The sequence below is a fragment of the Acinetobacter puyangensis genome, assembly GCF_900096995.1.
Lineage (GTDB): Bacteria > Pseudomonadota > Gammaproteobacteria > Pseudomonadales > Moraxellaceae > Acinetobacter > Acinetobacter puyangensis.
Map to the genome: position 1 here is coordinate 821,172 of NZ_OANT01000001.1, position 25,430 is coordinate 846,601.

General features: G+C 41.0%; 27 protein-coding genes. 11 read left to right on the forward strand and 16 right to left on the reverse strand.

The window, feature by feature from the left end; genetic code table 11:
- Positions 1-13: 13 nt before the first annotated feature.
- The 8 genes from rodA to ppk2 all read right to left on the reverse strand — a co-directional run bounded on the left by rodA (position 14) and on the right by ppk2 (position 6,815).
- On the reverse strand, positions 14-1,159 hold the full coding sequence (rodA, locus tag CRO21_RS03800) for a rod shape-determining protein RodA (protein ID WP_097077976.1): 1,146 nt from the start codon (positions 1,157-1,159) through the stop codon (positions 14-16).
- 129 nt (positions 1,160-1,288) lie between these two features.
- Complete coding sequence (locus tag CRO21_RS03805) at positions 1,289-1,954, reverse strand: hypothetical protein (RefSeq protein WP_097077977.1); 666 nt, start codon at positions 1,952-1,954, stop codon at positions 1,289-1,291.
- A 48-nt stretch (positions 1,955-2,002) separates the two neighbouring features.
- Positions 2,003-2,815, reverse strand: a complete 813-nt coding sequence (gene queF, locus CRO21_RS03810; RefSeq protein ID WP_097077978.1) for an NADPH-dependent 7-cyano-7-deazaguanine reductase QueF — start codon at positions 2,813-2,815, stop codon at positions 2,003-2,005.
- Complete coding sequence (locus CRO21_RS03815; protein ID WP_097077979.1) at positions 2,815-3,588, reverse strand: ABC transporter permease; 774 nt, start codon at positions 3,586-3,588, stop codon at positions 2,815-2,817. The genes queF and CRO21_RS03815 overlap by 1 nt, the downstream gene beginning before the upstream one ends.
- On the reverse strand, positions 3,585-4,550 hold the full coding sequence (locus CRO21_RS03820) for an ABC transporter ATP-binding protein (RefSeq protein WP_097077980.1): 966 nt from the start codon (positions 4,548-4,550) through the stop codon (positions 3,585-3,587). Before CRO21_RS03820 ends, CRO21_RS03815 begins: the two co-directional genes overlap by 4 nt.
- A gap of 156 nt (positions 4,551-4,706) precedes the next feature.
- Positions 4,707-5,294 (reverse strand): hypothetical protein, encoded by a 588-nt coding sequence (locus CRO21_RS03825; protein ID WP_097077981.1) that lies wholly within the window; start codon positions 5,292-5,294, stop codon positions 4,707-4,709.
- A gap of 41 nt (positions 5,295-5,335) precedes the next feature.
- Positions 5,336-5,815 carry a 23S rRNA (pseudouridine(1915)-N(3))-methyltransferase RlmH gene (rlmH, locus tag CRO21_RS03830; RefSeq protein WP_097077982.1) on the reverse strand — a complete coding sequence of 160 codons (480 nt, stop codon included), beginning with the start codon at positions 5,813-5,815 and terminating at the stop codon, positions 5,336-5,338.
- 79 nt (positions 5,816-5,894) lie between these two features.
- On the reverse strand, positions 5,895-6,815 hold the full coding sequence (gene ppk2, locus CRO21_RS03835; protein WP_097077983.1) for a polyphosphate kinase 2: 921 nt from the start codon (positions 6,813-6,815) through the stop codon (positions 5,895-5,897).
- Positions 6,816-7,133: 318 nt separating this feature from the next.
- On the opposite strand from ppk2, the gene CRO21_RS03840 reads away from it, so the two are divergent.
- The 4 genes from CRO21_RS03840 (at position 7,134) to pstB (ending at position 11,973) form a co-directional block, all read left to right on the forward strand.
- Entirely contained in the window at positions 7,134-8,165 is a 1,032-nt protein-coding gene (locus CRO21_RS03840) for a substrate-binding domain-containing protein (RefSeq protein WP_097077984.1), read from the forward strand.
- Positions 8,166-8,268: 103 nt separating this feature from the next.
- A complete protein-coding gene (pstC, locus tag CRO21_RS03845; RefSeq protein ID WP_097077985.1) occupies positions 8,269-9,648 on the forward strand; it encodes a phosphate ABC transporter permease subunit PstC in 1,380 nt (459 codons plus the stop codon).
- On the forward strand, positions 9,645-11,042 hold the full coding sequence (gene pstA, locus CRO21_RS03850; protein WP_097077986.1) for a phosphate ABC transporter permease PstA: 1,398 nt from the start codon (positions 9,645-9,647) through the stop codon (positions 11,040-11,042). Before pstC ends, pstA begins: the two co-directional genes overlap by 4 nt.
- Positions 11,043-11,055: 13 nt before the next feature.
- Complete coding sequence (gene pstB / locus CRO21_RS03855; RefSeq protein ID WP_097077987.1) at positions 11,056-11,973, forward strand: phosphate ABC transporter ATP-binding protein PstB; 918 nt, start codon at positions 11,056-11,058, stop codon at positions 11,971-11,973.
- 53 nt (positions 11,974-12,026) lie between these two features.
- Here the strand turns inward: pstB and CRO21_RS03860 are convergent, their stop codons facing one another.
- Positions 12,027-13,193 carry a cupin domain-containing protein gene (locus CRO21_RS03860; protein WP_097077988.1) on the reverse strand — a complete coding sequence of 389 codons (1,167 nt, stop codon included), beginning with the start codon at positions 13,191-13,193 and terminating at the stop codon, positions 12,027-12,029.
- A gap of 196 nt (positions 13,194-13,389) precedes the next feature.
- Here CRO21_RS03860 and CRO21_RS03865 point away from each other — a divergent pair, with 196 nt between their 5' ends.
- Positions 13,390-13,695, forward strand: coding sequence for an antitoxin (locus CRO21_RS03865; protein ID WP_213064394.1), 306 nt, complete (start codon positions 13,390-13,392; stop codon positions 13,693-13,695).
- A 1-nt stretch (position 13,696) separates the two neighbouring features.
- A complete protein-coding gene (locus CRO21_RS03870; RefSeq protein WP_097077989.1) occupies positions 13,697-14,098 on the forward strand; it encodes a type II toxin-antitoxin system VapC family toxin in 402 nt (133 codons plus the stop codon).
- A gap of 3 nt (positions 14,099-14,101) precedes the next feature.
- Here the strand turns inward: CRO21_RS03870 and CRO21_RS03875 are convergent, their stop codons facing one another.
- Both CRO21_RS03875 and CRO21_RS03880 read right to left on the reverse strand, forming a co-directional pair.
- Positions 14,102-14,692: a Maf family protein gene (locus tag CRO21_RS03875; protein ID WP_097077990.1), complete on the reverse strand. Its 591-nt coding sequence runs from the start codon at positions 14,690-14,692 to the stop codon at positions 14,102-14,104.
- Positions 14,692-15,075, reverse strand: a complete 384-nt coding sequence (locus CRO21_RS03880) for a DUF2237 family protein (protein WP_097077991.1) — start codon at positions 15,073-15,075, stop codon at positions 14,692-14,694. The genes CRO21_RS03875 and CRO21_RS03880 overlap by 1 nt, the downstream gene beginning before the upstream one ends.
- A gap of 143 nt (positions 15,076-15,218) precedes the next feature.
- Between CRO21_RS03880 and CRO21_RS03885 the strand changes: the two genes are divergently transcribed.
- From CRO21_RS03885 to CRO21_RS03905, 5 genes are all read left to right on the forward strand, one after another.
- Positions 15,219-16,412, forward strand: coding sequence for a phosphoglycerate kinase (locus CRO21_RS03885; protein ID WP_097077992.1), 1,194 nt, complete (start codon positions 15,219-15,221; stop codon positions 16,410-16,412).
- 20 nt (positions 16,413-16,432) lie between these two features.
- Positions 16,433-16,708 carry a hypothetical protein gene (locus CRO21_RS03890; protein ID WP_097077993.1) on the forward strand — a complete coding sequence of 92 codons (276 nt, stop codon included), beginning with the start codon at positions 16,433-16,435 and terminating at the stop codon, positions 16,706-16,708.
- 116 nt (positions 16,709-16,824) lie between these two features.
- A complete protein-coding gene (fba, locus tag CRO21_RS03895; RefSeq protein WP_097077994.1) occupies positions 16,825-17,859 on the forward strand; it encodes a class II fructose-bisphosphate aldolase in 1,035 nt (344 codons plus the stop codon).
- A 361-nt stretch (positions 17,860-18,220) separates the two neighbouring features.
- On the forward strand, positions 18,221-19,072 hold the full coding sequence (gene otsB / locus CRO21_RS03900) for a trehalose-phosphatase (RefSeq protein ID WP_097077995.1): 852 nt from the start codon (positions 18,221-18,223) through the stop codon (positions 19,070-19,072).
- Positions 19,060-20,487 carry an alpha,alpha-trehalose-phosphate synthase (UDP-forming) gene (locus CRO21_RS03905; RefSeq protein ID WP_097077996.1) on the forward strand — a complete coding sequence of 476 codons (1,428 nt, stop codon included), beginning with the start codon at positions 19,060-19,062 and terminating at the stop codon, positions 20,485-20,487. The genes otsB and CRO21_RS03905 overlap by 13 nt, the downstream gene beginning before the upstream one ends.
- A 141-nt stretch (positions 20,488-20,628) precedes the next feature.
- On the opposite strand, the gene CRO21_RS03910 is transcribed toward CRO21_RS03905, so the two are convergent.
- The 5 genes from CRO21_RS03910 to CRO21_RS03930 form a co-directional block, all read right to left on the reverse strand.
- Complete coding sequence (locus CRO21_RS03910; protein ID WP_097077997.1) at positions 20,629-21,816, reverse strand: MFS transporter; 1,188 nt, start codon at positions 21,814-21,816, stop codon at positions 20,629-20,631.
- A 411-nt stretch (positions 21,817-22,227) separates the two neighbouring features.
- A complete protein-coding gene (locus CRO21_RS03915; RefSeq protein WP_097077998.1) occupies positions 22,228-22,881 on the reverse strand; it encodes a glycosyltransferase family 2 protein in 654 nt (217 codons plus the stop codon).
- Entirely contained in the window at positions 22,878-23,480 is a 603-nt protein-coding gene (locus CRO21_RS03920) for a class I SAM-dependent methyltransferase (RefSeq protein ID WP_097077999.1), read from the reverse strand. Before CRO21_RS03920 ends, CRO21_RS03915 begins: the two co-directional genes overlap by 4 nt.
- Positions 23,470-24,255, reverse strand: a complete 786-nt coding sequence (locus CRO21_RS03925) for a PIG-L deacetylase family protein (protein WP_097078000.1) — start codon at positions 24,253-24,255, stop codon at positions 23,470-23,472. Before CRO21_RS03925 ends, CRO21_RS03920 begins: the two co-directional genes overlap by 11 nt.
- The gene (locus CRO21_RS03930; RefSeq protein ID WP_097078001.1) at positions 24,243-25,229 is read right to left on the reverse strand and encodes an acyl-CoA dehydrogenase; all 987 of its coding nucleotides are present in this window, start codon (positions 25,227-25,229) and stop codon (positions 24,243-24,245) included. The genes CRO21_RS03925 and CRO21_RS03930 overlap by 13 nt, the downstream gene beginning before the upstream one ends.
- Between the last annotated feature and the right edge of the window lie 201 nt (positions 25,230-25,430).

Sequence of the window (25,430 nt, forward strand, 5' to 3'; positions counted from 1 at the left end):
TTAATTTTAAATATTAACGATGTGTATGTATGGACATAATCAATCCAAAGGTTGCCATAAGTGTAATAATCGCTGTACCGCCATAACTCATAAAGGGTAGCGGAACGCCTACCACAGGCAAAATACCACTGACCATGCCTGCATTGACAAATACATAAACAAAGAAAGACAAGCCTAATGCACCTGAGACCAGACGGCCATAATTATGAAAACTATATAGGCTAATCTGAAAAATACGAATGATAATGGCAAAATAAATCAGCATGAGTACAGCGATACCGATCAGACCGAATTCTTCAGAATAGGCAGCAATAATGAAATCAGTATGACCTTCGGGTAAAAAATGTAAATGTGATTGTGTCCCTTCCAAAAAACCTTTACCAGAGAATCCACCAGAACCAATCGCTGTTTTTGACTGGATAATATTCCAGCCAGAGCCTAAAGCATCGGCTTCGGGATTAAAGAGGGTTAAGACACGACGTTTTTGATAATCATGCAGTAAAAATTCCCATGCAATTGGGATAATGATTGCTACCGCACCCAGTGCAGCCAAAATCAAACGCCAGGATAAGCCACTTAAAAATAACACAAACATGCCGCTTGCCAGAACCAGAAGGGAGGTACCCAGATCAGGCTGTTCTGCAATAAGCAAAAAAGGAATACCAATCAGAATCAGACTAATAAAAACCTGTTTAAAGCGTGGTGGAAGGGGATAGCGTGACAGATACCATGCCACCATCATTGGCATACCAATTTTGAGAAATTCGCTGGGTTGAACACTACCAAATCCGGGGATATCAATCCAGCGTTGTGCGCCCATACGGACTTCACCGAAGATCACCACAGCAATTAACGAGATCACGCCAATGCCATAAAAATAGGGTGAAAAACCCTGATAAATTTTTGGAGGAATTTGTGCCATGATAAACATGACAATAAAGCCAATCCCAAAACTCATGGCTTGTTTTAATACCATTCCTGTATCTTGCGCAGATGCACTGTAGAGGACTGTAAGGCCCAATAAGGCATTTAATAATAAAAAACTTAACAGCCAAGGGTCTAAATGAATACGCTCCCACATAGATAAAGGATAGCGAACCTGCGAACCATCACGTGGCGCATAACGAAGAAATCTATTCGGGGGCGTAAGCTGAGACATAGGTACTTTAAAGAAGTAAAAAAAGCCGACTTATGCTAACACAGTCACAACTTTCGATTAAGCACAAGAAAATGTGCTGAAACAAAAAAACCTGACATTTGTCAGGTTTTTAAACGGAATTAACGTGTGTTAGTGGGTTTGATGGATTAACGCATCATGCTCACGGGCAAGCACTTTTAATTCTTCGCTATTGAGGCTAGGAATTAGCTTATCGATACCAATATGAATCGCTTTGGTCACGGCACTGGCACCAATATCTGCGGCTTTGCGTTTGATCATACCCAGATCTAGGGTTTTATTAAAATCAATCATAAAGTGATGCACCAGTTGGTCTGCAAACTTTTTATATTGCTCAACCAGAACGGGACGCAATTCTTTAGGATTGCCACCATTTAAAATTGCAGCAAAGCTACTTTTAAGCTGTGCAGCAACGGTTGCATCTAATGGTGCACCAACACGTAATTGACCTTCTTCATCCGTAAACAGGCTACGTTCAATAAATGCTAGAGACTGTAGCACCTGTTCATTAGGCGTTTTGCTTAACAATTGTTTTAGCAACACATGCACGGTTGATTTGACATAACCCACCAGTTTTTCGGCGGTATCTCTTTTTTCGCTAGGCGGAAAATGATGAATCATGTTGGTCAATACATTATCAAGAATTTCGTCATTTAATTGCATGGCAATTTTATCACGAAGTGGATACGTCGGCTCGCTGCTATTGCGATTCGCTTGCGCTTCCTTAATATCTTTTAATAATGTTTCTGATGGGATAAATCCAAAGAAGCTTGGCATAACTAACCTCGATAAACTTGTATTTTTTGTGAAAGCGTATTCCACGCTCTATTGTCGCGCCAAACGTATAGGCGTTGGCATCCAGGATAGATCAGACACTCGGCAGGGATTAATGTCTAGTCCACCTCGACGAGTGTAAGCTGCATAAACCATGAGTTGTTGTGGTTGAAGCAGGGTCCATATATCAGCAAAAATATGTTCGACACATTGTTCGTGAAAACCATTATGCTGACGGTAAGAGATAATATAGGCTAACAATGCCTTTTCACAAGGTTTTTTACCACGATATCGGATAAAAACTGTGCCCCAATCGGGTTGATTGGTGACTGGACAGTTACTTCTTAATAAATGTGAATAGTAGCTTTGTTCTATGACATCATCATGACCTGAATCATGCTTGAGCAGTTGTGCATTGGGATGATATTCAATTGTACTGGGTTCAAACTCATCCAGACAAATCCCCTCTGGTATGGTGATGGCCAGATCATCCACTGAACGTAATTCAAGTTGAACTGATGCACCAGCTGCCTGAGTCAGATCACGTTCTACCGTATCAATAAACTGCTGGCGACTCAGTTTTTCAAAATTAAAGCTATTAAAATATAATTTTAACGATTTTGATTCGATTAAATTGGGCGAACTGGCAGGAATGTGTAAGCGTCCGATGGCAACCTGAGGTTTGCCTTGTAGATCCAACCAAGAGATTTCAAAGACATGCCACCAGTCTATCCCTTGTTGTATGCCTGCGATATTGGCATAAGCCTGTCTTGCCTGCTGACGTACAATCGGAAATAACACTTCAGGTGCATATTGTGTTGGATATTCAGTTTCTTTACCCAGTTGTGATGTTTCTACACTCATTATTCACGCATTCCTGTACCACGAATTAATAGTTGATAAGCGATCGCATACATTAAAAAACAGCCTGCACTGATCACACCAAGCGAAAGCCAGACATTCACGTCACTATGGCCTAGAATGCCATAACGAAAGGCATTGACCATATACACAATAGGATTAATCAGCGACAGTTTTTGCCAGAACGGCGTCAAACTGCTAATGGCATAGAATACACCACCCAGATAGGTGAGTGGCGTCAATACAAATGTCGGAATAATCGAAATATCATCAAAGGATTTTGCATAGACTGCATTGATAAAACCACCAATTGAAAACAGCATCGAGGTAATCAGTACCGTATAAATCGTCACGAAAATATTGTGCAGTTCGAGCTGGGTAAAAAACAGACTCATGATGGTCACGATTAATCCCACACATAAACCACGCGCCACGCCACCGAGGACATAGCCCAGCAAAATGATGTGATTTGGGACTGGACTGGTGATCAGTTCTTCAATACTGCGCTGAAATTTTGCACTAAAAAAACTGGAGCAGACATTATTATAACTATTAGTAATGACTGCCATCATAATCAGACCTGGCACAATGAACTGCATATAGCTATAGCCGCCCATTTCTCCGATCCGTGAACCCACCAGATTGCCAAAAATCACAAAATACAGACTCATGGTGATCGCAGGTGGTAACAGGGTTTGTGGCCAGATCCGTAGAAAACGCCGAATTTCCTTGCGTAACAAGGTCATAAATGCAATACGGAGTTGTTCAGCATTCATGATGCTTCTCCTTGTACATTATTCTCAACGACATGTGTTTCGGTCAGATTTTTCTCCACCAGATTCACAAATAACTCTTCCAGACGATTGGATTTATTTCTCATACTTTTGATTTGAATACCACTGGCTTCAAAGATGGCAAATAAGTCATTTAGACTGTGTGATTTGTCCATGGTGACTTGTAAGGTCATGGCATCAAGCAGGCTAAAGCTAAAACCGATAATATTAATCTCGATTTGCTCAAGTGGTTGTTCCAGATCAAAAATAAAGGATTCAACTGACAATTGATTGAGAAAGGCTTTCATGCTGTTATCTTCCCTGATTTCGCCCCGATCAATAATGGCAATGCGGCGACACAACATTTCTGCTTCTTCAAGATAATGGGTGGTCAGAATAATAGACGTACCATTTTTATTGAGTTCACTGAGAAAATCCCACATCGAGCGACGCAGCTCAATATCGACACCGGCCGTCGGTTCATCCAGAATCATGAGTTTGGGTTCATGCATCATGGCACGGGCAATCATCAGACGACGTTTCATTCCGCCTGAGAGCAAACGTGCCTGATTGTTGCGTTTTTCCCAAAGTCCCAGTTTTTCCAGATAATGCTCGGCACGTTGTTCGGCAATTTTCTTGGGAATGCCGTAATAACCTGCCTGAGTAACTAAAATATCAAAGGTTTTTTCAAATTGTCCAAAGTTGAATTCCTGTGGTACCACGCCTAAATATTGTTTGGCAAGTGATGCCTGCGTATCCAGATCATGTCCAAAAATTTCAACCGAACCTGATGTTTTTTTGGTAAGGGAACTGATAATACTAATGGTGGTGGATTTTCCTGCACCATTGGGTCCGAGTAGTGCATAAAACTCACCTTGCGGTACAGTCAAGTTGATACCTTTTAAGGCTTGAAAACCATTTTTATAGGTTTTGCAAAGATTTTTTAAAACCAAGGCATCAGACATGTTTTTGCACCCTTTGTAAATCAAAGGACGATATTGTGCGCTAATTGTGACAAGAAACCAAGTGTCATCTGTAATGACGATGTAAGTAATATCGCATAAAAATCATTTTATACCGTTAGCGATTAATAATTTATCTTATCAAATATTGTGCTTTTTTTACGCAGGTGGTTGATAACCGAATTTTGGTAAAAACCAGTGCAGAATTGCGGTTAACATGGCAATCAATACCACAAAGAAAATGACAAAATAAGATTGTGCAACGTGTTCGGGAAATAACACATAAAATGCACTAATTCCAATGCTATTACAGGCCAGAATCAGAATAGCACAGGCATAATCATGAAAACGTCGGGCATGATTGGAATCATTGACCCATTGTTGATTGGTGTTATAGCTGGGTATCTCCAGATGGGCATCGTGATAGCGTTCTAAAGAGGACAAGAAACTGCGTAAATTGGTGATGATACGCTCATACTTATAATTTAAAAAAGCAAAGGTTGCAGATGCGACCGGAAAGCCAAACATGATCCATTCAATATGCGAATTCAAGTTGGTGGTGACATTGTGTGCTGCAATCAGTGCTGCCAGCAAACCAATAAAAAATGTGATAAAAATGGTCAATGCCTGCTGCCGTTGTGAGGTTCTGGCATTGAGTTCATTATATGCAGAAATATAGCGATAATTTGCGGTGACGTATTCCTGTGCAAATTTTTCCATCATTTTGGGTTGCGGTGTATCCGTCACAACATGCTCCAGTCAGTAATTTTAATCAGTAGATTTAAGCATTAAGCTCGATGATAGGGATGGTGGTGATTAATGCTCATGGCACGATACAGCTGCTCAATCAGTATAATGCGTACCATTGGATGCGGCAATGTCAGTTTGGACAAAGACCAGTGCCATGCTGCGGCTTTGCGGATATCGTCAGATAAGCCATCCGGACCGCCAATTGCCAGTACCACATCCTGTCCTTGTAACATCCAGTCCTGCATGGTGTCGGCAAGTTTTTCGGTACTTAATTCCCGGCCACCCACTTCCAGCGCAATCAATAACTCGTTGGATTTGATATTGCTTAAAATACTTTCACCTTCGATTTGGCAATATTTTAAAATATCGGCAGGGGAGTCATTCTTGCCTCGTTTTGCCATGGGTAATTCGACCAGCTGTGTGGTGACGAAAGGTTGGATGCGTTTGAAATAATCTTCAAAGCCCTGTAAAACCCAGGCAGGCATTTTCTGTCCGATGGTTAATATCCGAATTTTCATAAACTTTTAATAAAAAAATACTCGCCAAGTATTATGAGTCAGCTTGGCGAGTAATTAAATAAAAAATTTAAAAAAGAACTTAGTCGTTGGTTTCCATATGACCTTTCATTTGTGCATTGGGGACATGTACGATCAGTTGGTCGACTTTTTGGATGGCTTTTAAATCTTTATCCGGATAATCGAGTTGATGTAGAAAAGCACGGATACAATTTAAACGGGCACGTTTTTTATCATCGGATTTGATGATGGTCCAAGGTGCATCACCTGTATGGGTGTGGAAAAACATCTGGTTTTTTGCTTCAGTATAATCATCCCAACGATCCAGCGATTGCACATCAATTGGAGATAGTTTCCAGTGTTTTAATGGATCATCACGACGTGCGACAAAACGACGTAATTGTTCTTCCCGACTTACCGAAAACCAGAATTTAAATAAATGAATACCACTATTGACCAGCATACGTTCCACTTCCGGTGTTTGGCGCATGAACTGTAAATATTCATGAGGCTGGCAAAATCCCATAACACGTTCGACACCGGCACGGTTATACCAAGAACGGTCAAAGAACACCATTTCTCCAGCAGTCGGTAATTCCTTGATATAACGTTGAAAATACCATTGACCTCGTTCGGCTTCACTGGGTTTTTCCAATGCCACTACTCTTGCACCCCGCGGATTTAAATGCTCCATAAAGCGTTTAATGGTTCCGCCTTTACCTGCGGCATCTCTTCCTTCAAATATACAGACGACTTTTTGTCCAGTGTCTTTGACCCAGCTTTGTACCTTTAATAATTCAATCTGTAATAATTTCTTTTGCGCTTCATAGGTTTTGCGCGTCATTCGGGTTTTATAAGGATAGCTTTCAGGGAGGTCATTAACCGCACCATCTTCGGAGAGTTTTCGTCCGGTATAATTGAGAACAGCATTTTCAAAAATTGGCAATTTTTCGCCTTCAGGTTCTTTTACATGTTCAAATGGTTCTAATTGATGGTTGGTCATTCGCTGTCCTCTTGGGTCAATGTCATAATTTAATGTAATAACCATAAATTATTTAGGGAATTATTGCTATGGCAAGATGTGAATATGTAGTGATGGAAAGTCTTTGAAGTAACATGAGATTTGGGATAAAATAAAAATCTAACAGCCCTTCAAAATAATTATGCATCGTGCATAAATGCGCTTGATACAAGCCTTTCACAAAAAGGTCATCTTTTTGTCACTTAATTGTCATATTTAAATTTCACAATAAGCATACACAAGAAGCATTGCCAAAACGGCTTCTCAACCATCATCTATTTTTAGAAAAGAGAGATAAGAATGCGTTTAACTCAACGTCAATTAGGTCTGGCTTTGGCTGTGGTAACAGCAACGACTTTGACAACTGCACATGCTGCGCGCGAAACTATTCAAATCGCAGGTTCTTCTACGGTATTGCCATTTGCAAGTATTGTTGCAGAAGAGTTCGGTAATACTTATCCGCAATTTAAAACGCCAGTTGTTGGTTCAGGCGGTACTTCTGGTGGTCTACGCCAGTTCTGTCAAGGTGTTGGTGATAACACTATTGATATTGCAAATGCTTCACGTAAAATCAAATCAAGTGAAATTGAAAGCTGTAAAAAAGCCGGTGTAACTAAAATTCAGGAAGTGAAAATTGGTTATGACGGTATCGTTTTTGCGTCAAACTCAAATAAAGCTGCCTATGCATTAAAACCTTACCATGTGTTTGCTGCACTGGCTGCACAAATGCCATCAAACGGCAAATTGATTGCTAATCCATATACACACTGGAATCAGATTGATCCAAAATTACCAAAAGAACCGATTACTTTGGTAATTCCGGCATCTAACCACGGTACGCGTGAAGTATTCCAAGAAAAAATGGTAGATGCAGGCTGTGAGGCATACGATTATTTCAAAAAACTGGATGATGATGCACGTAAGAAAGCATGTACTTCTTTCCGTAAAGATGGTCGTGTGGTTGAGATTGCCGGTGATTATACAGAAACATTGGCGCGTCTGAAAACTTCTCCTAGTGCTGTCGGTGTGTTTGGTTTAAGTTTCTATGATGAAAACAAAGACCGTTTACGTGTTGCAACAGTCAATGGTGTTACACCATCTGAAGCGACTGTATTAAGTGGTAAATATCCTGTATCTCGTCCTTTGTTTATCTATGTAAAAGGCGAGCATTTGAAATCCATTAAAGGTTTAGAACAATTCCCAACATTTTTCTTAAGTGAAAAAGTGTCCGGTAAAAACAGTAAGTTGTCAAAAGCTGGCTTAATTCCATTAAGTTCTACCGAACGTAATAAGATCCTGGCCGATTTTAAAGCCGGAAAAACAGTGAAGTAATTGCTGAACAATGAAGCTGATGATGGGGTTGCTCTATCATCGGCTTTTCGTCAATAAAAGAATATGGGTTGTGACCCAGTAAAACAGCAAACTTGGAGCATCGATGAATTTATTACTAATCGGCATCCTACTCGCAATTATTGCAGTTGCCTATCAGATCGGCTTAACACGAAGTAAGTCGATTGCTGGTAAAGGTAATAATTCTGCAATTTTGCACTCTCGTCCGGGGTATTATGGTAGTTTGGTGGCGTTGTGGTGTGGGATTCCCGCTGCGATTTTATTAGTTGTTTGGAATATTGCAGAGCCATCTATTTTAAAACATATTGCACTTAGCCAACTGCCTGCGCAAGTGGTAAGCGGTTTATCTGCATCAGAAATAGACGTATTGGTCCGCCGCGTCCAATCGATTGCTTCAGGCTTTGGGGTAAGTGATACAGCACAAGCTTATGAGGTTGCCGCAGCACAAAAATTAAAAAATTATCAAATGATTGCTTTAATTGCTAAATTTTCAATCATTATTTCTGTATCTTTATTCGGTTTGGCCTATGCAAGACAGCGTATTTCCGGTCAATTCCGTGCACGTAATCAAGTCGAAAAAATCATTAGTATTGCTTTGGCTCTTTGTTCTGGTATCGCAATTTTAACCACTGTCGGTATCGTGATGTCGATGCTCAGTGAAGCATTACATTTCTTTGATTTTGTTAGTCCGGCAGATTTCTTCTTGGGTACAGAGTGGAATCCAGGCTTTAGTACCACTGGATCGGCCGAAGGAAGTTATGGTCTGTTGCCTTTGTTATGGGGCACAATCATGGTCAGTATTATTGCCTTACTGGTCGCTGTACCAGTCGGTCTGATGACCGCGATTTATCTCGCAGAATATGCAAAACCTAGTTTTCGCGCGATTGTAAAACCGATTATCGAGATTTTGGCCGGGATTCCAACCATTGTATATGGTGTATTTGCTTTGATGGTGATTGGTCCATTTTTCCATCATATGGGGGAAGTGCTGGGTTTAAATATTAATGCGACCAGTGCCTTGACCGCAGGTTTTGTCATGGGAATCATGATTATCCCGTTCGTTTCCTCCTTGTCAGACGATATTATTACTCAGGTACCGCGTTCTTTACGTGATGGTTCTTTGGGGCTCGGAGCGACAAAATCTGAAACCATTTTGAAAGTTGTTATGCCGGCAGCATTGCCCGGGGTAGTGGGGGCATTTTTATTGGCAGCGTCTCGTGCCATTGGTGAAACCATGATTGTGGTACTGGCTGCCGGGAATAGTCCATTACTGCATGCCAATCCGTTAGAGGCGATCTCTACTGTCACAGTAACAATCGTTAATCAGTTAACCGGCGATACAGATTTTGCCAGCCCGCAATCATTGGTGGCATTTGCTTTAGGTCTGACCTTATTTGTGATTACTTTGGGTCTGAACATTATTGCACTTTACATTGTGCGTAAATATCGTGAGCAATACGAATGAGTACTTCGAATAATCCAACAGTGGATCAGCTGCCAGAATTTGATCCCAAAAAAGCAGCAGAATTACAGCAAGAGCGTCGTCGTCGTATCGAGGCTTCTTTAGGCAAACGTCATCGTAAAGAAAAAGTATTTAAATCGATGGGTTTTAGCGCAGTGATGATTGGGTTGTTCTTTGTTGCCTTGTTATTCGGAAGCATCTTGATTCGTGGCTTACCGGCATTCTGGCAATCTTCAATGACAACCACTGTCTATTTTGATCCCAATGAGATCAAGGTGGGGCCAAAGCCTATACCACGTTCGGGTGAATCTCCAGCCGCATTTGAAGAGCGTTTCATTGCCTGGCAAGGTGAGTTTGCCATGGTGGATTGGGATAGTTTATTGGTCAACAGTGTGATCGCCAAAGATCCAAAACTTGCCAGCCAGAAAGATGAGATTATTAACATCTTCAGTAGTTCGGAAAGTTATCGTTTGCGTGACATGGTATTGGCCAATCAGAATCTGATCGGTAAAAAAGAAGAGATTAAATTCTTGACTGCTGCCAATATTGATGTCTGGTTAACAGGGAAAATTGATCGTGATTTACCGGATGAGCAACAACAACTGAGTCCTGAAATTCGTCATCTTGCGGATGAAATGAAAGCAGACGGCATCATTACCCGAAGCTTTAATACCCAGATCTTTACTAATCCGGATTCTCGTAGTGCACCAGAGCTCAGTGGTTTGGCCGGTGCTTTCATGGGGTCATTATTTATGATGATGATCGTGATCTTTATCTCGATTCCGATTGGTGTAGCAAGTGCGATTTATCTAGAAGAATTTGCAAAACAAAATTGGCTGACAGATATTATCGAAGTGAATATCAATAACCTTGCTGCTGTACCTTCGATCGTTTTCGGTTTATTGGGCGCAGCGATTTTTATCAACTGGTTCCATTTACCATTGTCTGCGCCTTTGGTCGGTGGTCTGGTGCTCAGTCTAATGACATTGCCAACAGTGATTATTACCACACGTGCTTCATTAAAAGCGGTTCCACCTTCTATTCGTCAGGCGGCTTTAGGCTTGGGTGCCTCTAAAGTACAAAGCGTATTTCATCATGTCTTGCCACTTGCTTTACCGGGTATTTTAACCGGTGCGATTATTGGTGTGGCTCAGGCACTCGGTGAAACTGCGCCATTGTTATTAATCGGGATGAGTGCATTCGTTGCCAGTATTCCATCTACACCACTTGATCAGGCAACTGCATTACCTGTACAGATTTATTTATGGCAGGGTAATGAATTACGTAATTTCTTTGAGGGACGTACTGCCGCTGCAATCATTGTGCTATTGGCATTGATGATTGGTTTAAACAGCCTAGCAATTTGGTTACGTAAAAAGTTCGAAGTTCGTTGGTAATTGGAGAAAGATTATGCTAACAACTGAAATAAAGAATATTGATACACAGGATACAGCAGTGAATAATCCACGTACGTCTCAGCCCAACGCCAACGATGTGATTGCACAGAGTCCAAATACACATTATGCCTCTGCACAGTTTGATGTGCAGAATAAGCAGAAAAAAAACAATGCAAGTGTCAAAATTAGTGCACAGGACGTTCATGTGTACTATGGCGAAGCTGAAGCGATTAAGGGCATTGATCTTGATATCTATGAAAATGAAGTGATTGCATTTATCGGTCCGTCAGGTTGTGGTAAATCCACATTCCTGCGTACTTTAAACCGTATGAATGACACCATTGATAGCTGTCGTGTGACGGGTAAAGTTACACTTGATGGCCGTGATATTTATGATCCGAATCTGGACGTGGTACTGTTACGTGCGCAAGTGGGTATGGTATTCCAGAAACCGAACCCGTTTCCAAAATCTATTTTTGAAAATGTGTCTTATGGTCCCAAGCTGCATGGTCTGGCAAAAAACAAATACGATCTTGAAGAGATCGTCGAGAATAGTTTGCGTAAAGCCGGCCTATGGGAAGAAGTGAAGGATCGTTTGAATCAGCCTGGTACGGGTTTATCTGGTGGTCAGCAGCAACGTCTATGTATTGCACGTACCATTGCGGTTAGCCCGGAAGTGATTCTGATGGATGAACCATGTTCGGCACTTGACCCGATTGCAACAGCAAAAGTGGAAGAATTGATTTCTGAATTATCTAATCAATATACCATTGCGATTGTAACGCATTCTATGCAACAGGCGGCACGTGTATCAAGCCGCACCGCCTATTTCCATCTGGGTGATTTGATTGAAGTGAACTCCACTGAGAAAGTATTTACCCAACCTGACCATCAATTAACAGAAGCCTATATTACAGGTCGTTTCGGTTAATTGTTTAGTTAGCGTTTAGGTATGAAGGGAAAGAGCCGATCGTGGCTCTTTTTTTATTCTTCGGGTTCATTCAGCATCAATATCGCCTGATTGATTGCATCTAAAATATCTTCAGCCTGAGTTTCGTCTGTTAAAATATTATCTAAAAGAATATTTTCGCCATCTGCCAGTGTTTTAAAAATATCTTGTGCGCTAGAGCTAATTTCCAGCTTTTCACCATTTGCCCAGAACTCCAGATTTTGGTCGGACAGTGCGCGATACAGTAAGCGACTGGCAGGTTCAAGGGTGATATAAAATCCCTGATGTTCCAATTCTTTTAAGTCATCCAGTCGCATTTCATCCAGTTCGGGAATGTTATCCGGATATTTAGGTTCACTGATCAGTTCCATTACTGCCGATTCAAAGCCTGCATTATGCGCAATAAGCTGTAATAACTTTTGTTTTAACTCGTCAAATTCAGTTTGTTTGATTTCACCAATGTCTTGAGAAGATGATCTGTTGATATCGATCATCGGTGTTTTGGTCGTCATTTGCTCGGCAAAGCGGTCACTGACACGATCAATCAATTGTGCCGGATTGGGCATGCGAAAGCCAAAGGAAAAAGTGAGGCACTCATCTTGTGCTACACCATAATGCGAAAGACGAGGTGGGACATAAAGTAAATCGCCCGGTGCCAGTACCTCATCAAAATCAATCTGCATGTCTGTCAATAATTTTAACGGTTGATCAGGAATCAACGCACTGGATTCATCACACCATTGTCCAAGTTGCCAACGACGATGTCCAAAGCCTTGCAATAGGAATACATCATAAAAATCAAAATGTTGACCAACTGAGCCGCCTTTAGGCGCATAAGACACCATAATATCATCGCGTCGCCACTGCGGAATAAAGGCAAACTGTTTCCAGAGTTCCGCCAGTTCAATGGAATAATGGTCAACAGCCTGAACCAGTAAGGTCCAGTAGGGCGGTAGTTTTTTAAAATCCTTTGCATTCAGCGGTGAGTTTTTCACCTTCCATTCATCATGCTGTTTGCCATTTTGAGTGATCAGACGGGCAGTAATATAGTCTTCTAGCGCCAGTTCCTTGATGTCATCTGGTTCAAACATACCGACAATTTCAGGCAGGGCATTACGGACCAAAAGCGGCTTTTTCTGCCAGTATTCTGCGAGGAATTGTTCGGCAGTTAAACCACCTAAAATGGAAAGTTGTTCGGACATGAAAATCGCCAATACGCAAGAGATTGCATATTGTTACTTGAGTTCAACAATGCTGCAAGTTGTGATGCGCTGTTTGATTCTTTTTTTGAGTGAAGTGTCACGGTTGTCTTATTTTAGGATGACGGTTTTTAATAATTTGTCTATTTTTTGATGGTTGTATATACTGTATTTACAGTGCGATTTGAGAGGAATAACAATGAACACTAAAACGAAAATGTTCAAAAGTGGCAATTCTTTTGCGATACGGATTCCTAAAGATTTATTACCTCCTGAAATTCCGGAAGAAGTAACAATAGAGTGGCGCAATGGAGAGTGGGTAATTCGCCCGATTCAAAAGCGATCTTTAGCAGGGTTAATGGCTAGGTTTAAAGCATTTTCACCTGATTTTATGCCAAATGGACGAGAACTTCATGAGCAAAAAGAACGGGATTGGTCGGGTATATTGGATGAGGATAATGATCCGCAAATAAGAGAAATAACAGCAGATTCCCAGGACAAATAATATGCGTTATATGCTTGATACCAATATTTGTATTTATTTAATAAAAAATGACCCTGCTCATGTGGCAAAGAAGTTTGCTCATTTGAATTATGGTGATGCGGTGATTTCAGTGATTACTTTGGCAGAGTTGCGTTTTGGTGCATTCATTTCAAAATATCGAGAACAAGAAGAACAAGCAATTTTAGGGCTTTTAGAGGATATCCCAGTATTATCCTTTGATGAAACGATTACATTTAGCTATGCAAAATTAAGGGCAGCCATTCCAGACAGGCGTAAGGATGCTTTAGACCGATTAATTGCTGCTCATGCAGTTGCAGCAGATTGTATTCTGGTGACCAATAATGAAGCAGATTTTAAAGACTATCCGAATTTAACATGGGAAAACTGGGTGAGTGGTTGTTAATATTTAAGGTAAATGAACCTCTAACTCCCGCAAATACTGACACAGTTGAATCAGTGGTAAACCCATCAATGCCGTATAGTCATCGCCGTGCATTGATTCAAACAAAGTCATGCCCAGACTTTCACATTTAAAACTGCCTGCACACTGCAGAGGTTGATCGAAGTGAACATAACGCTGGATTTCATCGTTTGATAAGCTACGGAATTTAACCTGAAAAGAAATCACGCTGATTTGACGATAATTTTTTGCCAAACATTGTACCGAAACGCCCGTGCTAAAATTAAGCACTTTGCCAGCTTGTCGTTGTAATTGTTGGATTGCCGCCTGTTCGGTATAGGGTTTGCCAATCAATTCTGTAGGAGATTCGGCCAGCCATGCCACTTGATCGGAACCAATAACAATGGCATCCGGATATTGCGCTGCAATGACACTGGCTTTTTCAATACTTAGACGATAGGCAAGTTGTTGAGCGGTTTCACCCGCTTGAGCACGTTCATCAATGTCAGGACTGATGGCAAGATAGTTTAGATTTAAACGATCAAGCAATGCTTTACGGGTAACAGAGCTGGAAGCGAGAATAATTTGTTGTGCCATTACACTGCATATTCCATCAAGGTATTTAAATCGACAAATTTTAGTACACTTTGATGACAAGCCTGTATTTTAATGGGCGGCGCAACCTGATGTTGATAGGCCTCAACCCAGCGTTCAACGCAGATACACCAGAAATCACCCGGTTTTAATCCAGCAAAGCCGACTTCGGGCAATGGCGTGATCAAGTCATTGCCAAGTCGTTGTGAAAAACTTAAAAATTCTGAAGTCATCTGGGCACATACGGTGTGTAAACCGTAATCACTATAGCCGGTATGACAAAAACCATCTCGATAATAGCCTGTGATGGGATCAAAACAGCAACTGGCTAAAGGTTCACCCAGTACATTTAAACGATTGATTTCTGGATCGGGATGGTACGACATACAACACACCTAAAAACGATAAAGCACTATCATGATAAATGATATTTACCATGATTTTCATACAATATCGAAATATAACTACCTTTTTATTGAGAATGATTTAAAATTTGCCCAATTTTATTTAGACAAAAAGAGAGAAGTATATGAATTTTCAGCGCATGACAGATTTGGATTTGGCTGGTAAGCGGGTTTTAATTCGTGAAGATTTAAATGTTCCCGTGAAAGATGGCAAAATCAGCAGTGATGCCCGTCTGCGTGCAGCTTTACCTACCATCAAACAAGCGCTTGATCAAGGTGCGGCAGTGATGGTGTTTTCTCATTTAGGTCGCCCAGTAGAAGGCGAGCCAAAACCAGAACAATCACTTGCGCCTGTTGCTGCTTATTTAACTGAAGCGTTAGGGCAGGAAGTTCAATTGTTTACAGATTATCTCGATGGTGTTGCAGTGCAGCCGGGTCAGGTGGTGCTACTGGAAAATGTCCGTTTTAATCATGGAGAAAAGAAAAACAATCCAGAACTGGCACAAAAATATGCAGCACTTTGTGATGTCTTTGTGATGGATGCTTTTGGTACTGCACATCGCGCTGAAGCGTCAACCGAAGGTGCCGCACGTTATGCCAAACAAGCTGCCGCAGGACCTTTATTGGCAGCCGAGCTTGATGCATTGGGCCGTGCCATGGAAACTCCGGAAAAACCTATGGTGGCGATTGTGGCAGGTTCCAAAGTTTCTACCAAACTCGATGTGTTAAATTCTCTGGCCAATATTTGTGATCAACTGATTGTCGGTGGTGGTATCGCCAATACCTTCCTCGCTGCGGCTGGTTTTAACGTTGGTAAATCTCTATATGAAGCAGATCTGGTTGATACAGCCAAACAAATTGCTGCAAAAGTAAGTGTACCGTTGCCTACAGATGTTGTCGTCGCAGATGCAACGAGCATTCACTTTGAAGACTTTTTAGGTTCGTTATCAAATTGTCAGTCGACTGTAAAAAAAGTAGAAGATGTTGCTGATAATGATATGATTTTAGATGTAGGTCCTGAAACTGCCCAGAATTTTGCCGCGATACTCAAGCAATCGAAAACTATTTTGTGGAATGGTCCAGTTGGTGTATTTGAAGTGGACCAATTCGGTGAAGGTACCAAAACTTTGTCTTTAGCTGTTGCAGACAGTGCTGCATTTTCGATTGCAGGTGGTGGTGACACTTTGGCTGCGATTGATAAATATCAGGTTGCAGATCAAATCGGTTATATCTCAACAGGTGGCGGCGCATTTCTGGAATTTGTTGAAGGGAAAACTTTACCAGCGGTTGCAGCGTTATTGCAACGTGCCAAGAATTAATTTTGAATTAGGATTTTTCTATGAACATTAAATTATTAGCGGGTTTATTGATTACACTTCCATTAGTTGCTGTGGCCTGTAGCAAAAAAGAAGCACCTGCTACAGATACTGCTGAACAGACTGCGCCAGCCGCCGCAACATCAGCAGAACAACAAGCAGCGATTGATTCTGTCGATCAGCCAAATCCGGAAGCAATTGCCACTGATGAGGCTGCTACAACTGATGCAACAGAAGCGACCTCTGAAGATGCAGCAGCTGCACCAACTGAATCCGCAACAGAACAACCTGCACAGTAATAGGCCGTTTTGTTGACAAGTCCTCGCTTATGCGAGGATTTTTATATAAAAAACGTATTTTTAGCTGAATTAAAATCATTCTCAAGGTAAAATACGGCAAGTTTTTGGAGGATATTATGGCACTCATTTCATTACGCCAATTGTTGGATCATGCAGCCGAACATACTTACGGTGTTCCTGCATTCAACGTGAATAACTTAGAACAAATGCGTGCCATTATGATGGCAGCAGATGAAACTAATTCTCCTGTCATCGTTCAGGCATCTGCCGGTGCACGTAAATATGCTGGCGCACCGTTTTTGCGTCATCTTATTCTGGCGGCAGTAGAAGAATGGCCGCATATTCCTGTGGTGATGCATCAGGATCATGGCACCAGCCCAGCCATTTGCCAACGCTCAATTCAATTGGGCTTTAGCTCAGTCATGATGGATGGTTCACTCGGTACAGATGGTAAAACACCAACCACCTATGAATATAATGTTGACGTTACCCGTCAGGTTGTTGCCATGGCACATGCCTGTGGTGTTTCCGTAGAAGGCGAAATCGGTTGTTTGGGTAGCCTTGAAACCGGTATGGCTGGGGAAGAAGACGGTGTTGGGGCAGAAGGCGTGCTGGATCACTCTCAACTGCTGACCTCTGTAGAAGAAGCACAGCAATTTGTTGCAGACACCAATGTTGATGCACTTGCAATTGCAGTGGGAACATCGCATGGCGCCTATAAATTTACCCGTCCACCGACAGGGGACATTCTGGCGATTGATCGTATTAAAGAAATTCATGCAGCATTGCCAAATACGCATTTGGTTATGCATGGTTCAAGTTCGGTACCACAGGAATGGTTAAAAGTCATTAACGAGTTTGGTGGCGATATTGGCGAAACCTATGGTGTTCCGGTTGAACAACTGGTTGAAGCAATTAAACACGGTGTGCGTAAGATCAATATTGATACCGACTTGCGCTTGGCATCTACCGGTGCCATCCGTCGTTTTATGGCAGAACATCCGGCCGAGTTTGATCCACGTAAATACCTCGCAAAAACTGTTGATGCCATGAAACAGGTGTGTGTTGACCGTTATGTTGCTTTTGGTACAGCAGGTCATGCAGATCAAATTCGTGCAATTTCGTTAGAGAAAATGGTCGAGCGTTATTAATTTAATTTTATTGTAACAAAAACCGCTTTAATCTTCAGATTAAGGCGGTTTTTTATTGCAGCTTAAAAATAGCAATATTGATTTAGATTTTTCTGAAAATCATAATAGCGTGATAACATGATGATTTTATATATAATATAAAATAAATTCGCAATATATTAATTCTTTAGAACTTAACTAAAGCTTACAAGACCAATCTATTTAATATCGTTTATGTCATAAAATGAAACATGATAAATTTATTTCAAATTGTGAAGATGTAAGTTTACTTATGCTTATGGTGACTTAATCATAAATCTGATTGAAATCATCATCTGCTTAATATAATGATAATAAATAAAGTTGAAATAGGATTCTAATAATGGGTAACCAGTACGTTAAAAATCTTCAATCTTATGATTCATATTATTGTTCACCGAATGATTTGGTTGATTTTATTTCTAGCCAGCAAAATAAATATTGTCTATTCCTTGATATCGATGGCACTTTAGCAGATTTTCAGCTTGATCCTGAAGATACCTTTATTCCACAAAATACGCTTGAGGTGATTCAGCGGATTCTACAGCATAAAGTGCCTGTTATTGCTGTGACAGGTCGTTCAGTTCAGGTTGCTCAACAGCTGTTTAGTCCGATGCTAGTGCCCATTGCAGGGACGCATGGATTAGAAATTCAGATGGATCAAACCACGACGTTGCAAACCGATGTACAGGCTGATGATTTTGTACAAATACAGCAAGAATTAAAAGTATTGTGTCAATCTTCTCCTGAGCTGTTGATTGAAAATAAAAAATATGCTGTAGCTTTGCATTATCGGCAATATCCTGAATTTGCAGAAATCGCACAGCAGATTATGCAAACGCTTCTGCAACGTTATTCTGCCTTGAAATTAAATCAAGGGAAATATGTGTTTGAGCTATTACCAAAACAGGCTGATAAAGGAGAAGCCATTCAAACCATTTTAAATTATTTAAATATACCGAAGGTTTTACCTATATTTATCGGTGATGATCGTACCGATGAAACAGGTTTTATAAAAATAAATAGGCTGGACGGCATCAGTATAAAAGTCGGACAGGGAGAAACTCAAGCTAGATTTAGGCTTGAGAATATTGAAAAAGTCGCAGATTTTCTGGCGTCATTTTCAGAAGTTTTAGCTACACGCCTTATAACAAAGTCTCAACTGGTAAATGGAGAATCAATATGTCTAAATTAATTGTGGTGTCAAACCGAGTCAGTTTACCGCATTCGGATCAACCTTCTGCTGGTGGTTTGGCTGTGGCACTTCATGATGCTTTAAATGAAATTGGCGGCGTATGGCTAGGCTGGAATGGTACGCAAGTTGAAGATGGTCAGGCTTCGGTTTTTGAGCATGTCGAGTGTGGGCAAGTAGAATATATTACCTGTCCTTTACAACACGTGCATTATCGTAAGTATTATTGTGGCTTTGCCAATAATACACTTTGGCCTGCAATGCATGATCGAGCTGATTTGATTGTATTTAAAAATGATGAATACGAAGCTTATCAACAGGTCAATTATTTGTTTGCACAAAAACTTGCGCAAATTGCTGAACCTGATGATGTGATCTGGATTCATGATTATCATTTTTTCAGTATGGCCCGTTATTGCCGCGAATTAGGCATGCATAACAAGATTGGTTTCTTTTTGCATATTCCATTTGCGCCAATTGACATGTGGCAAATGTTGCCACGTGCTTCTGCATTGATTGAAGATTTACACGATTATGATGTGATTGGTTTACAAACCGAAAATGATCAGAAAAACTGTATGCAGGTATGCACCTCTTTGTTAAAGGCCATGCAGATTAATGCACATTTAATCAGTTATAAAAGCCATTTAACCACGATAAAATGTTATCCGATCGGTATCCATCCAGATTCCATTCAGGAGCTGAGCATAAAAACAGATCAGTCGGTGCAGGCTATGCTGAATAAACCTTTGGCACAAAAAACCATAATCGGGGTTGAGCGAATTGATTACTCAAAAGGTTTATTGCAACGCTTTGATGCGCTAGCTGATTTTCTTACTCATTATCCACACTATCAGACCCAACTGACGGCTCTACAGATTGCTTGTCCATGTCGTCTGGATATTCAGGCGTATCAGGATTTGAATCGTTCTTTAAATCAGCAGGTAGAACGAATCAATCGACAATTTTCTCGTGATGATTGGCAACCCATTGATTATCATCAAGAGGTGATCGAACATGATGTATTGATGCAAGTGTATCGTGCTGCCGATATGTGTTGGGTGACCTCATTACGTGATGGCATGAATTTGGTGGCTAAAGAATACATTGCTGCCCAGAATCCCTTGGATCCAGGCGTATTGATTCTGTCAAAATATGCAGGCGCTGCCGAACAGATGTCCGCTGCACTGATTGTCGATCCTCTTGATCCTGTTGATATGCGTGAAGCATTAAAGACAGCGATGGAAATGTCAAAAGCAGAACGTATACAGCGTTATCAACAATTGATTAAGGGGTTGTATCAGTTTGATATTAATGACTGGCGAAATCAGTTTCTATGGGATCTGATGCATAATCATCAATTATTTGAGCATTGCATTAAACAGCCGATACATCGTACAGCGCATATAGTGTTCTAAGTATGTGGTGGTATTTGAAATTTGTCCGTTATCTGAAAGGACATGATCGGTATCATTCAGATCGTTATTATATTTATAATTAAACCAGTAACTGTCATCGGTTACTGGTTTTTTAATTTAAGGCATAATTAGATATAATTTTCAGGCTTTTACCTGAGTAAAACGATTTAGGACGGTAATACTGACCAGTAAAACTGCCATCAACATAAACACGGTAGTTAAGCCAATCATTTCGCTTAAAAAGCCAACCAGCGCAGGGCCACTCAGTGAACCACTATAGGCGATGGTAGACACTACAGATAAGGCCACAGCTTTTGGCATGATGTTCTGCCGACCTACACGGGAAAACATCACTGGCACAATATTGGAACAACCAAAACCCAGTACGGCATAGCCTAGAAGTGCCACACTCCAATGTGGTGCAGCAATGATGATTCCCAGACCCAATGCTGCGCCTGCTGCACTATAGCTAATAATATTTTTTTCACCCCATAGTCTTAGCCAGTATTGCGCAGTAAAACGTCCCAGAGTCATGGTGATGGCAAAAAAAGTATAGGCTAGACCTGCAAAAGAGGCATTGATGCCAAATTCACTAATCAGATAAATTCCACTCCAGTCCATTGCTGCACCTTCGGACAGAAAAGCAATAAAACACACGATACCCATTAAAATAATATACGGACTAGGCAGGCGCTGAGCAGGTTTTGTTTCAGCCACTGGATCTACAGGAGGTTCATCCATAAGTTCTGTCAGGCAATGCGGTACTGCCAGCATACCAATACCCAATAATATTGCACTGATGGCAAAGGCACTAATCAACGGTGAGATGCCGATGGACAATAAAGCAGTGACCAGCATTACACCTGCTAAACCGCCCAGACTGCACATACCATGAAAACCAGACATCAGGCTAGTGGGACTATTTTTTTCTACCATGACCGCCTGTAAATTAATGGCAACGCCCAGACTACCAACCACAACACCAAAAACAAACAACAGGGCAGCCATCAGTAAGGCCGTATTAAAAATCGTCAATAAAGGTACAATAAGCGCAATGGCGAGGATTGCCAGACCGATAATCGCTTTACAACCAACATATTTGATCAATTTTCCAGTCACCGGCATGGCCAGCATGGAACCGATGCCCATACACAGCAGCAATAGACCAAAGTCGGCATGGCTAAGATGTAATCTTTGCTGTGCAAACGGAATGAGTGGCGCCCAGGCAGCAGTACCGAGCCCTAGACTGAAAAAACTCAGTCGGGTTGATAAACATTGTGCATTGAGATCGGTCGAGGTATCGAAAAATGCTGTTTTGGAAAAAATCATCTGTGTCCCACCACATTAAATGTACAGGGCATTCCATTCCAAAGCTCTATCCATAGAAAAAACCTCTGTATGTTTATAGAACTAGCTACAAATCTACAGAGGCTTTATTTGGCGGAATTATACACAATTTGCAAGGTTGTACATCACTTTTTTGGCAAGTAGAAAAATAATTTTGTAACTGAGAAAATGCTCATTGAATCCGCAGTAATGAATAGAAAAAAATCCGTTTTCTTAATAGATTTTTTCCCTGTGAATAAATAAATTTTTAATTTAAAAACAATGGATTGTAATTTATTTAAAAACTGAAAATTTAAGAACAGTATAATATTTTTTGTATTGATGGCAGTATTTATTCAAGAAATAAAAAATCTAATTTTAACTTGTATAGAGAGTGAAAGAATAGGGATTATACTATGCTTCCAGTTGCTTTAAAAATGCAGATAACCCATTCGGTGCACGTGCATTTAAACGGCTGCTTGTGGTGACCCGAACTAGATTGCTCCAGATGATTTGATATTCCTCATCTAAAAAGCGTTGAATCAACCCTACATCTTCATGACAGGTGAGTGCTTCAAAACCACCGACCTGTAAATAGGCTGTCGCACTAAAACTTAAATTTGCACCATGAATATGGCGATGATCCATACGGTCCTGATAATGGGATAAATATTTTTTTCTGGCTGTTTGACTCAAGTGTTGCCAGCAATCCAGTTCTATCACGCCACAGATGACATCGGTAGGTTGATGCTGTAATTGCTGTTGCAGCCAGTATCGATCAACACGACTATCGGCATCGGTACAGGCAATCCATTGTGCGCCTGTTGCAATCATTTGACGTATACCAAGATCACGGGCGATACCGACACATTGCGCATCACATTGCAGATAATCGATACCAGCCTGTTGAATAATATTTAAGGATTGATCGGTACAATTATCTAATACCACCAGAATACGGACGTCTATGGCGAGTGAGCCAATTTCATCAATGGCGATTTGCATGGCGTGTATACAGGCGGGTAAATCTGTTTCTTCATTATGCGCAGGAATCACGATACCAATCATATTAATTCCTCTTGTTGTGCCAGACTGTTTTGCTCATATGTCCAGATATCCACCAGAAAATCCGGATCATTTAAACTTAAATAATGCGGTATCTCTAAATGTTGATGGATCAGTTCATGTACCCGATCACCATTGAGTTCAAAACCTGAAATAGGGTGCCGCCAGTGACAGCATAAAAGGGTGCCCTGTGTCTGCTGCATACTGTTCTGAATTTTTTTAATTAGCAGAATTAATTCAGATTCAGTTAGATAGTAAGCCATTTCACTGAGTACAATCAGATCAAATGGTTGGGTTGGATATTGCTCAGGCATTTGTTTTTGCAGTACTTGTACATGTTTAAAAAGTTTCAATCGATTGCTGGCAAGTTGAATGGCGGTGGTATTGGCATCAACACAGGTAAGTTGCTGACCATGAGCAGCCAGATATTGACTAAAAAAACCATTGGAACAGCCAATTTCCAGAATATGCTGGTACATCGGCTTTAACAGTACAGCCAGACAAATTTGTCGTTTACGCTGTTCATACCAGCGCTGGGCATAGCCCCACGGATCTGTATTATCATGATACAGGCGATCAAAATAAGCTAATTTATCCTGCATAAAGATAGACCTCACGTGGCTGTAAAATACGTTCAATGGTGGAGGCTGACAAAATAGGCGGTTGGTTTATGCTGCTATCTGCTTCGGTCTGGCTTTTAAAACACGCAATGGCCTGACGTTTTAATTCAAGTTGAGCAGGGGTAAGGATGAGTTGCCATGCCTGTTGCCAGTTAATGCGAGGATCATTTGGACTGGCCCAATGCCAAGCCCAGATCAATACCTGATAACAGGGTAGATGCTGTTGATTAGCAAAAGTTTGAACGACTTGTCCTGTGGTTTCATGATCAGGGTGGCCATCTTTTGCATAGGTACAAATGAGTAAATCCTCATTGCTGATCTGTGCCGTTAAAGCATCATAGAGCTGCTTTTGCTGCGCATGCACCTGACCATCTTCTAAATTCAATGCAATGCGCTGAACACGACCACCTAGACCCAGCACATTTAACGCAGCCAGTGATTCCTGCGGACGTATATGATTTAAGTGTTGTGTAGAATAGCGACTGGATTGTGGGTGGCTTTGCGTTCCATTGGTCACAGCGAGTAGAAGAATCTCAAGATTGAATGCAGCAAGCTGTTGTAATAATCCTGCACAGCCTAGAATTTCATCATCGGGATGTGGGGCGACAATAACCACTCTTTTATATTCAGATACCCATTGTGTAATATCAAGTTGGGGTAATTCAGACAGGTTTTTCCAGTCGAGCCAGCTTTGTTTATCCGTGCCATTACCATAAATAATCCGGTCATCGACAATCTCATGTTTTATAGAGTCCATGTAGATGTCTCCTCTAAGGCAAGTTGACCGATACGTTCCAGATCGAAAGCAGCGTGACTCTGGCGAATAAAAACCGGTAAGTCCGCAGCTAATCGGGCAAAAATGGCATTTTCACAATAAGGTTTTGCCCCTAAGGCTTGTCCGACTTGTTCGAGTACAATGAGTGCTGCAAGTTCGGTCTGAGCGCGTAAAATTCGGATTTTAAATTCGTGGTTTTCATCGGGGAATTGATCAATCTGTTGGGCAACATCTTTAAAATATTGTCGGGTCACCGCAAGTGTCTGACTGACTTTGCCCAAATACATCATGCGAAACGGATTAGATTTTTCCTGACAAGCCTGCTGTAGAAAGTCTGCTAAACGTACAGTTGCTCCATACCAACAAGCCGCCACACCCGCAGCACCATGCCAGAAACCGGCTCGAGTTAAATATTGTTGCGGTTCTCCAACATTTTTTACCGCAGTATGTTGCAAGCTGATTTTTGCGGTTTGGGTCGCTTGCATTCCTATAGCATGCCAATCTTCATCATTAAAATTGATGGTGGATTGCTGCATGTCGAGAATACACAATTGTGATTGATCATTCTGGTCCCGATAAGTCATTAAGCCATAATCGACCAGTGCTGCCGCAGAACACCATGGTTTTATTCCAGCACAATATCCATCATGATACCTGATCGGATTGGGACCACCTTCGGCTGCCCAGACGGCCCATAACTTATGGGGATCAACTTCATGTCCTAATTCATGCAGGATACTTAAGGCATCCAGATGGGACTCAAACCATTTTGCTAAGGTTAGGTCAGTGGCTGCAAGATTTGCCAGAATTTGCCAACGCTGGTAGGTTTGGCCACTGCCCGGCTGTGGAATCTTTGCTGAAAATAAAACCAGCTTTTTTAAGGTATTAGATAAATTTAAGGGGGAAAAACATTGTTCCTGCTCAAATTTCATTAAAATCGTTTTAAAATTTGTCATTTAAACTCTCATATTATTTTAGAATACATATTGTTAAGTCAAAAATATGATCTACACATATATTAATTTAATATTAACAATGTATGCCATATACTAAGTAAATAATTTTAGTGATAAATAGAGTGATTTGTAACTTAAATAACGAGATGTAATTTCTAAAAATAATTTTATACTATAGAAATTGAGTGAAGAATATTTAAA

Excerpts from the sequence above, each read along its gene's own strand:
- rodA (WP_097077976.1), bottom strand. The coding sequence starts at position 1,159 with ATGTCTCAGCTTACGCCCCCGAATAGATTTCTTCGTTATGCGCCACGT.
- CRO21_RS03805 (WP_097077977.1), bottom strand. The coding sequence starts at position 1,954 with ATGCCAAGCTTCTTTGGATTTATCCCATCAGAAACATTATTAAAAGAT.
- queF (WP_097077978.1), bottom strand. The coding sequence starts at position 2,815 with ATGAGTGTAGAAACATCACAACTGGGTAAAGAAACTGAATATCCAACA.
- CRO21_RS03815 (WP_097077979.1), bottom strand. The coding sequence starts at position 3,588 with ATGAATGCTGAACAACTCCGTATTGCATTTATGACCTTGTTACGCAAG.
- CRO21_RS03820 (WP_097077980.1), bottom strand. The coding sequence starts at position 4,550 with ATGTCTGATGCCTTGGTTTTAAAAAATCTTTGCAAAACCTATAAAAAT.
- rlmH (WP_097077982.1), bottom strand. The coding sequence starts at position 5,815 with ATGAAAATTCGGATATTAACCATCGGACAGAAAATGCCTGCCTGGGTT.
- ppk2 (WP_097077983.1), bottom strand. The coding sequence starts at position 6,815 with ATGACCAACCATCAATTAGAACCATTTGAACATGTAAAAGAACCTGAA.
- CRO21_RS03840 (WP_097077984.1), top strand. The coding sequence starts at position 7,134 with ATGCGTTTAACTCAACGTCAATTAGGTCTGGCTTTGGCTGTGGTAACA.
- pstC (WP_097077985.1), top strand. The coding sequence starts at position 8,269 with ATGAATTTATTACTAATCGGCATCCTACTCGCAATTATTGCAGTTGCC.
- pstA (WP_097077986.1), top strand. The coding sequence starts at position 9,645 with ATGAGTACTTCGAATAATCCAACAGTGGATCAGCTGCCAGAATTTGAT.
- pstB (WP_097077987.1), top strand. The coding sequence starts at position 11,056 with ATGCTAACAACTGAAATAAAGAATATTGATACACAGGATACAGCAGTG.
- CRO21_RS03860 (WP_097077988.1), bottom strand. The coding sequence starts at position 13,193 with ATGTCCGAACAACTTTCCATTTTAGGTGGTTTAACTGCCGAACAATTC.
- CRO21_RS03865 (WP_213064394.1), top strand. The coding sequence starts at position 13,390 with ATGAACACTAAAACGAAAATGTTCAAAAGTGGCAATTCTTTTGCGATA.
- CRO21_RS03870 (WP_097077989.1), top strand. The coding sequence starts at position 13,697 with ATGCGTTATATGCTTGATACCAATATTTGTATTTATTTAATAAAAAAT.
- CRO21_RS03875 (WP_097077990.1), bottom strand. The coding sequence starts at position 14,692 with ATGGCACAACAAATTATTCTCGCTTCCAGCTCTGTTACCCGTAAAGCA.
- CRO21_RS03880 (WP_097077991.1), bottom strand. The coding sequence starts at position 15,075 with ATGTCGTACCATCCCGATCCAGAAATCAATCGTTTAAATGTACTGGGT.
- CRO21_RS03885 (WP_097077992.1), top strand. The coding sequence starts at position 15,219 with ATGAATTTTCAGCGCATGACAGATTTGGATTTGGCTGGTAAGCGGGTT.
- CRO21_RS03890 (WP_097077993.1), top strand. The coding sequence starts at position 16,433 with ATGAACATTAAATTATTAGCGGGTTTATTGATTACACTTCCATTAGTT.
- fba (WP_097077994.1), top strand. The coding sequence starts at position 16,825 with ATGGCACTCATTTCATTACGCCAATTGTTGGATCATGCAGCCGAACAT.
- otsB (WP_097077995.1), top strand. The coding sequence starts at position 18,221 with ATGGGTAACCAGTACGTTAAAAATCTTCAATCTTATGATTCATATTAT.
- CRO21_RS03905 (WP_097077996.1), top strand. The coding sequence starts at position 19,060 with ATGTCTAAATTAATTGTGGTGTCAAACCGAGTCAGTTTACCGCATTCG.
- CRO21_RS03910 (WP_097077997.1), bottom strand. The coding sequence starts at position 21,816 with ATGATTTTTTCCAAAACAGCATTTTTCGATACCTCGACCGATCTCAAT.
- CRO21_RS03915 (WP_097077998.1), bottom strand. The coding sequence starts at position 22,881 with ATGATTGGTATCGTGATTCCTGCGCATAATGAAGAAACAGATTTACCC.
- CRO21_RS03920 (WP_097077999.1), bottom strand. The coding sequence starts at position 23,480 with ATGCAGGATAAATTAGCTTATTTTGATCGCCTGTATCATGATAATACA.
- CRO21_RS03925 (WP_097078000.1), bottom strand. The coding sequence starts at position 24,255 with ATGGACTCTATAAAACATGAGATTGTCGATGACCGGATTATTTATGGT.
- CRO21_RS03930 (WP_097078001.1), bottom strand. The coding sequence starts at position 25,229 with ATGACAAATTTTAAAACGATTTTAATGAAATTTGAGCAGGAACAATGT.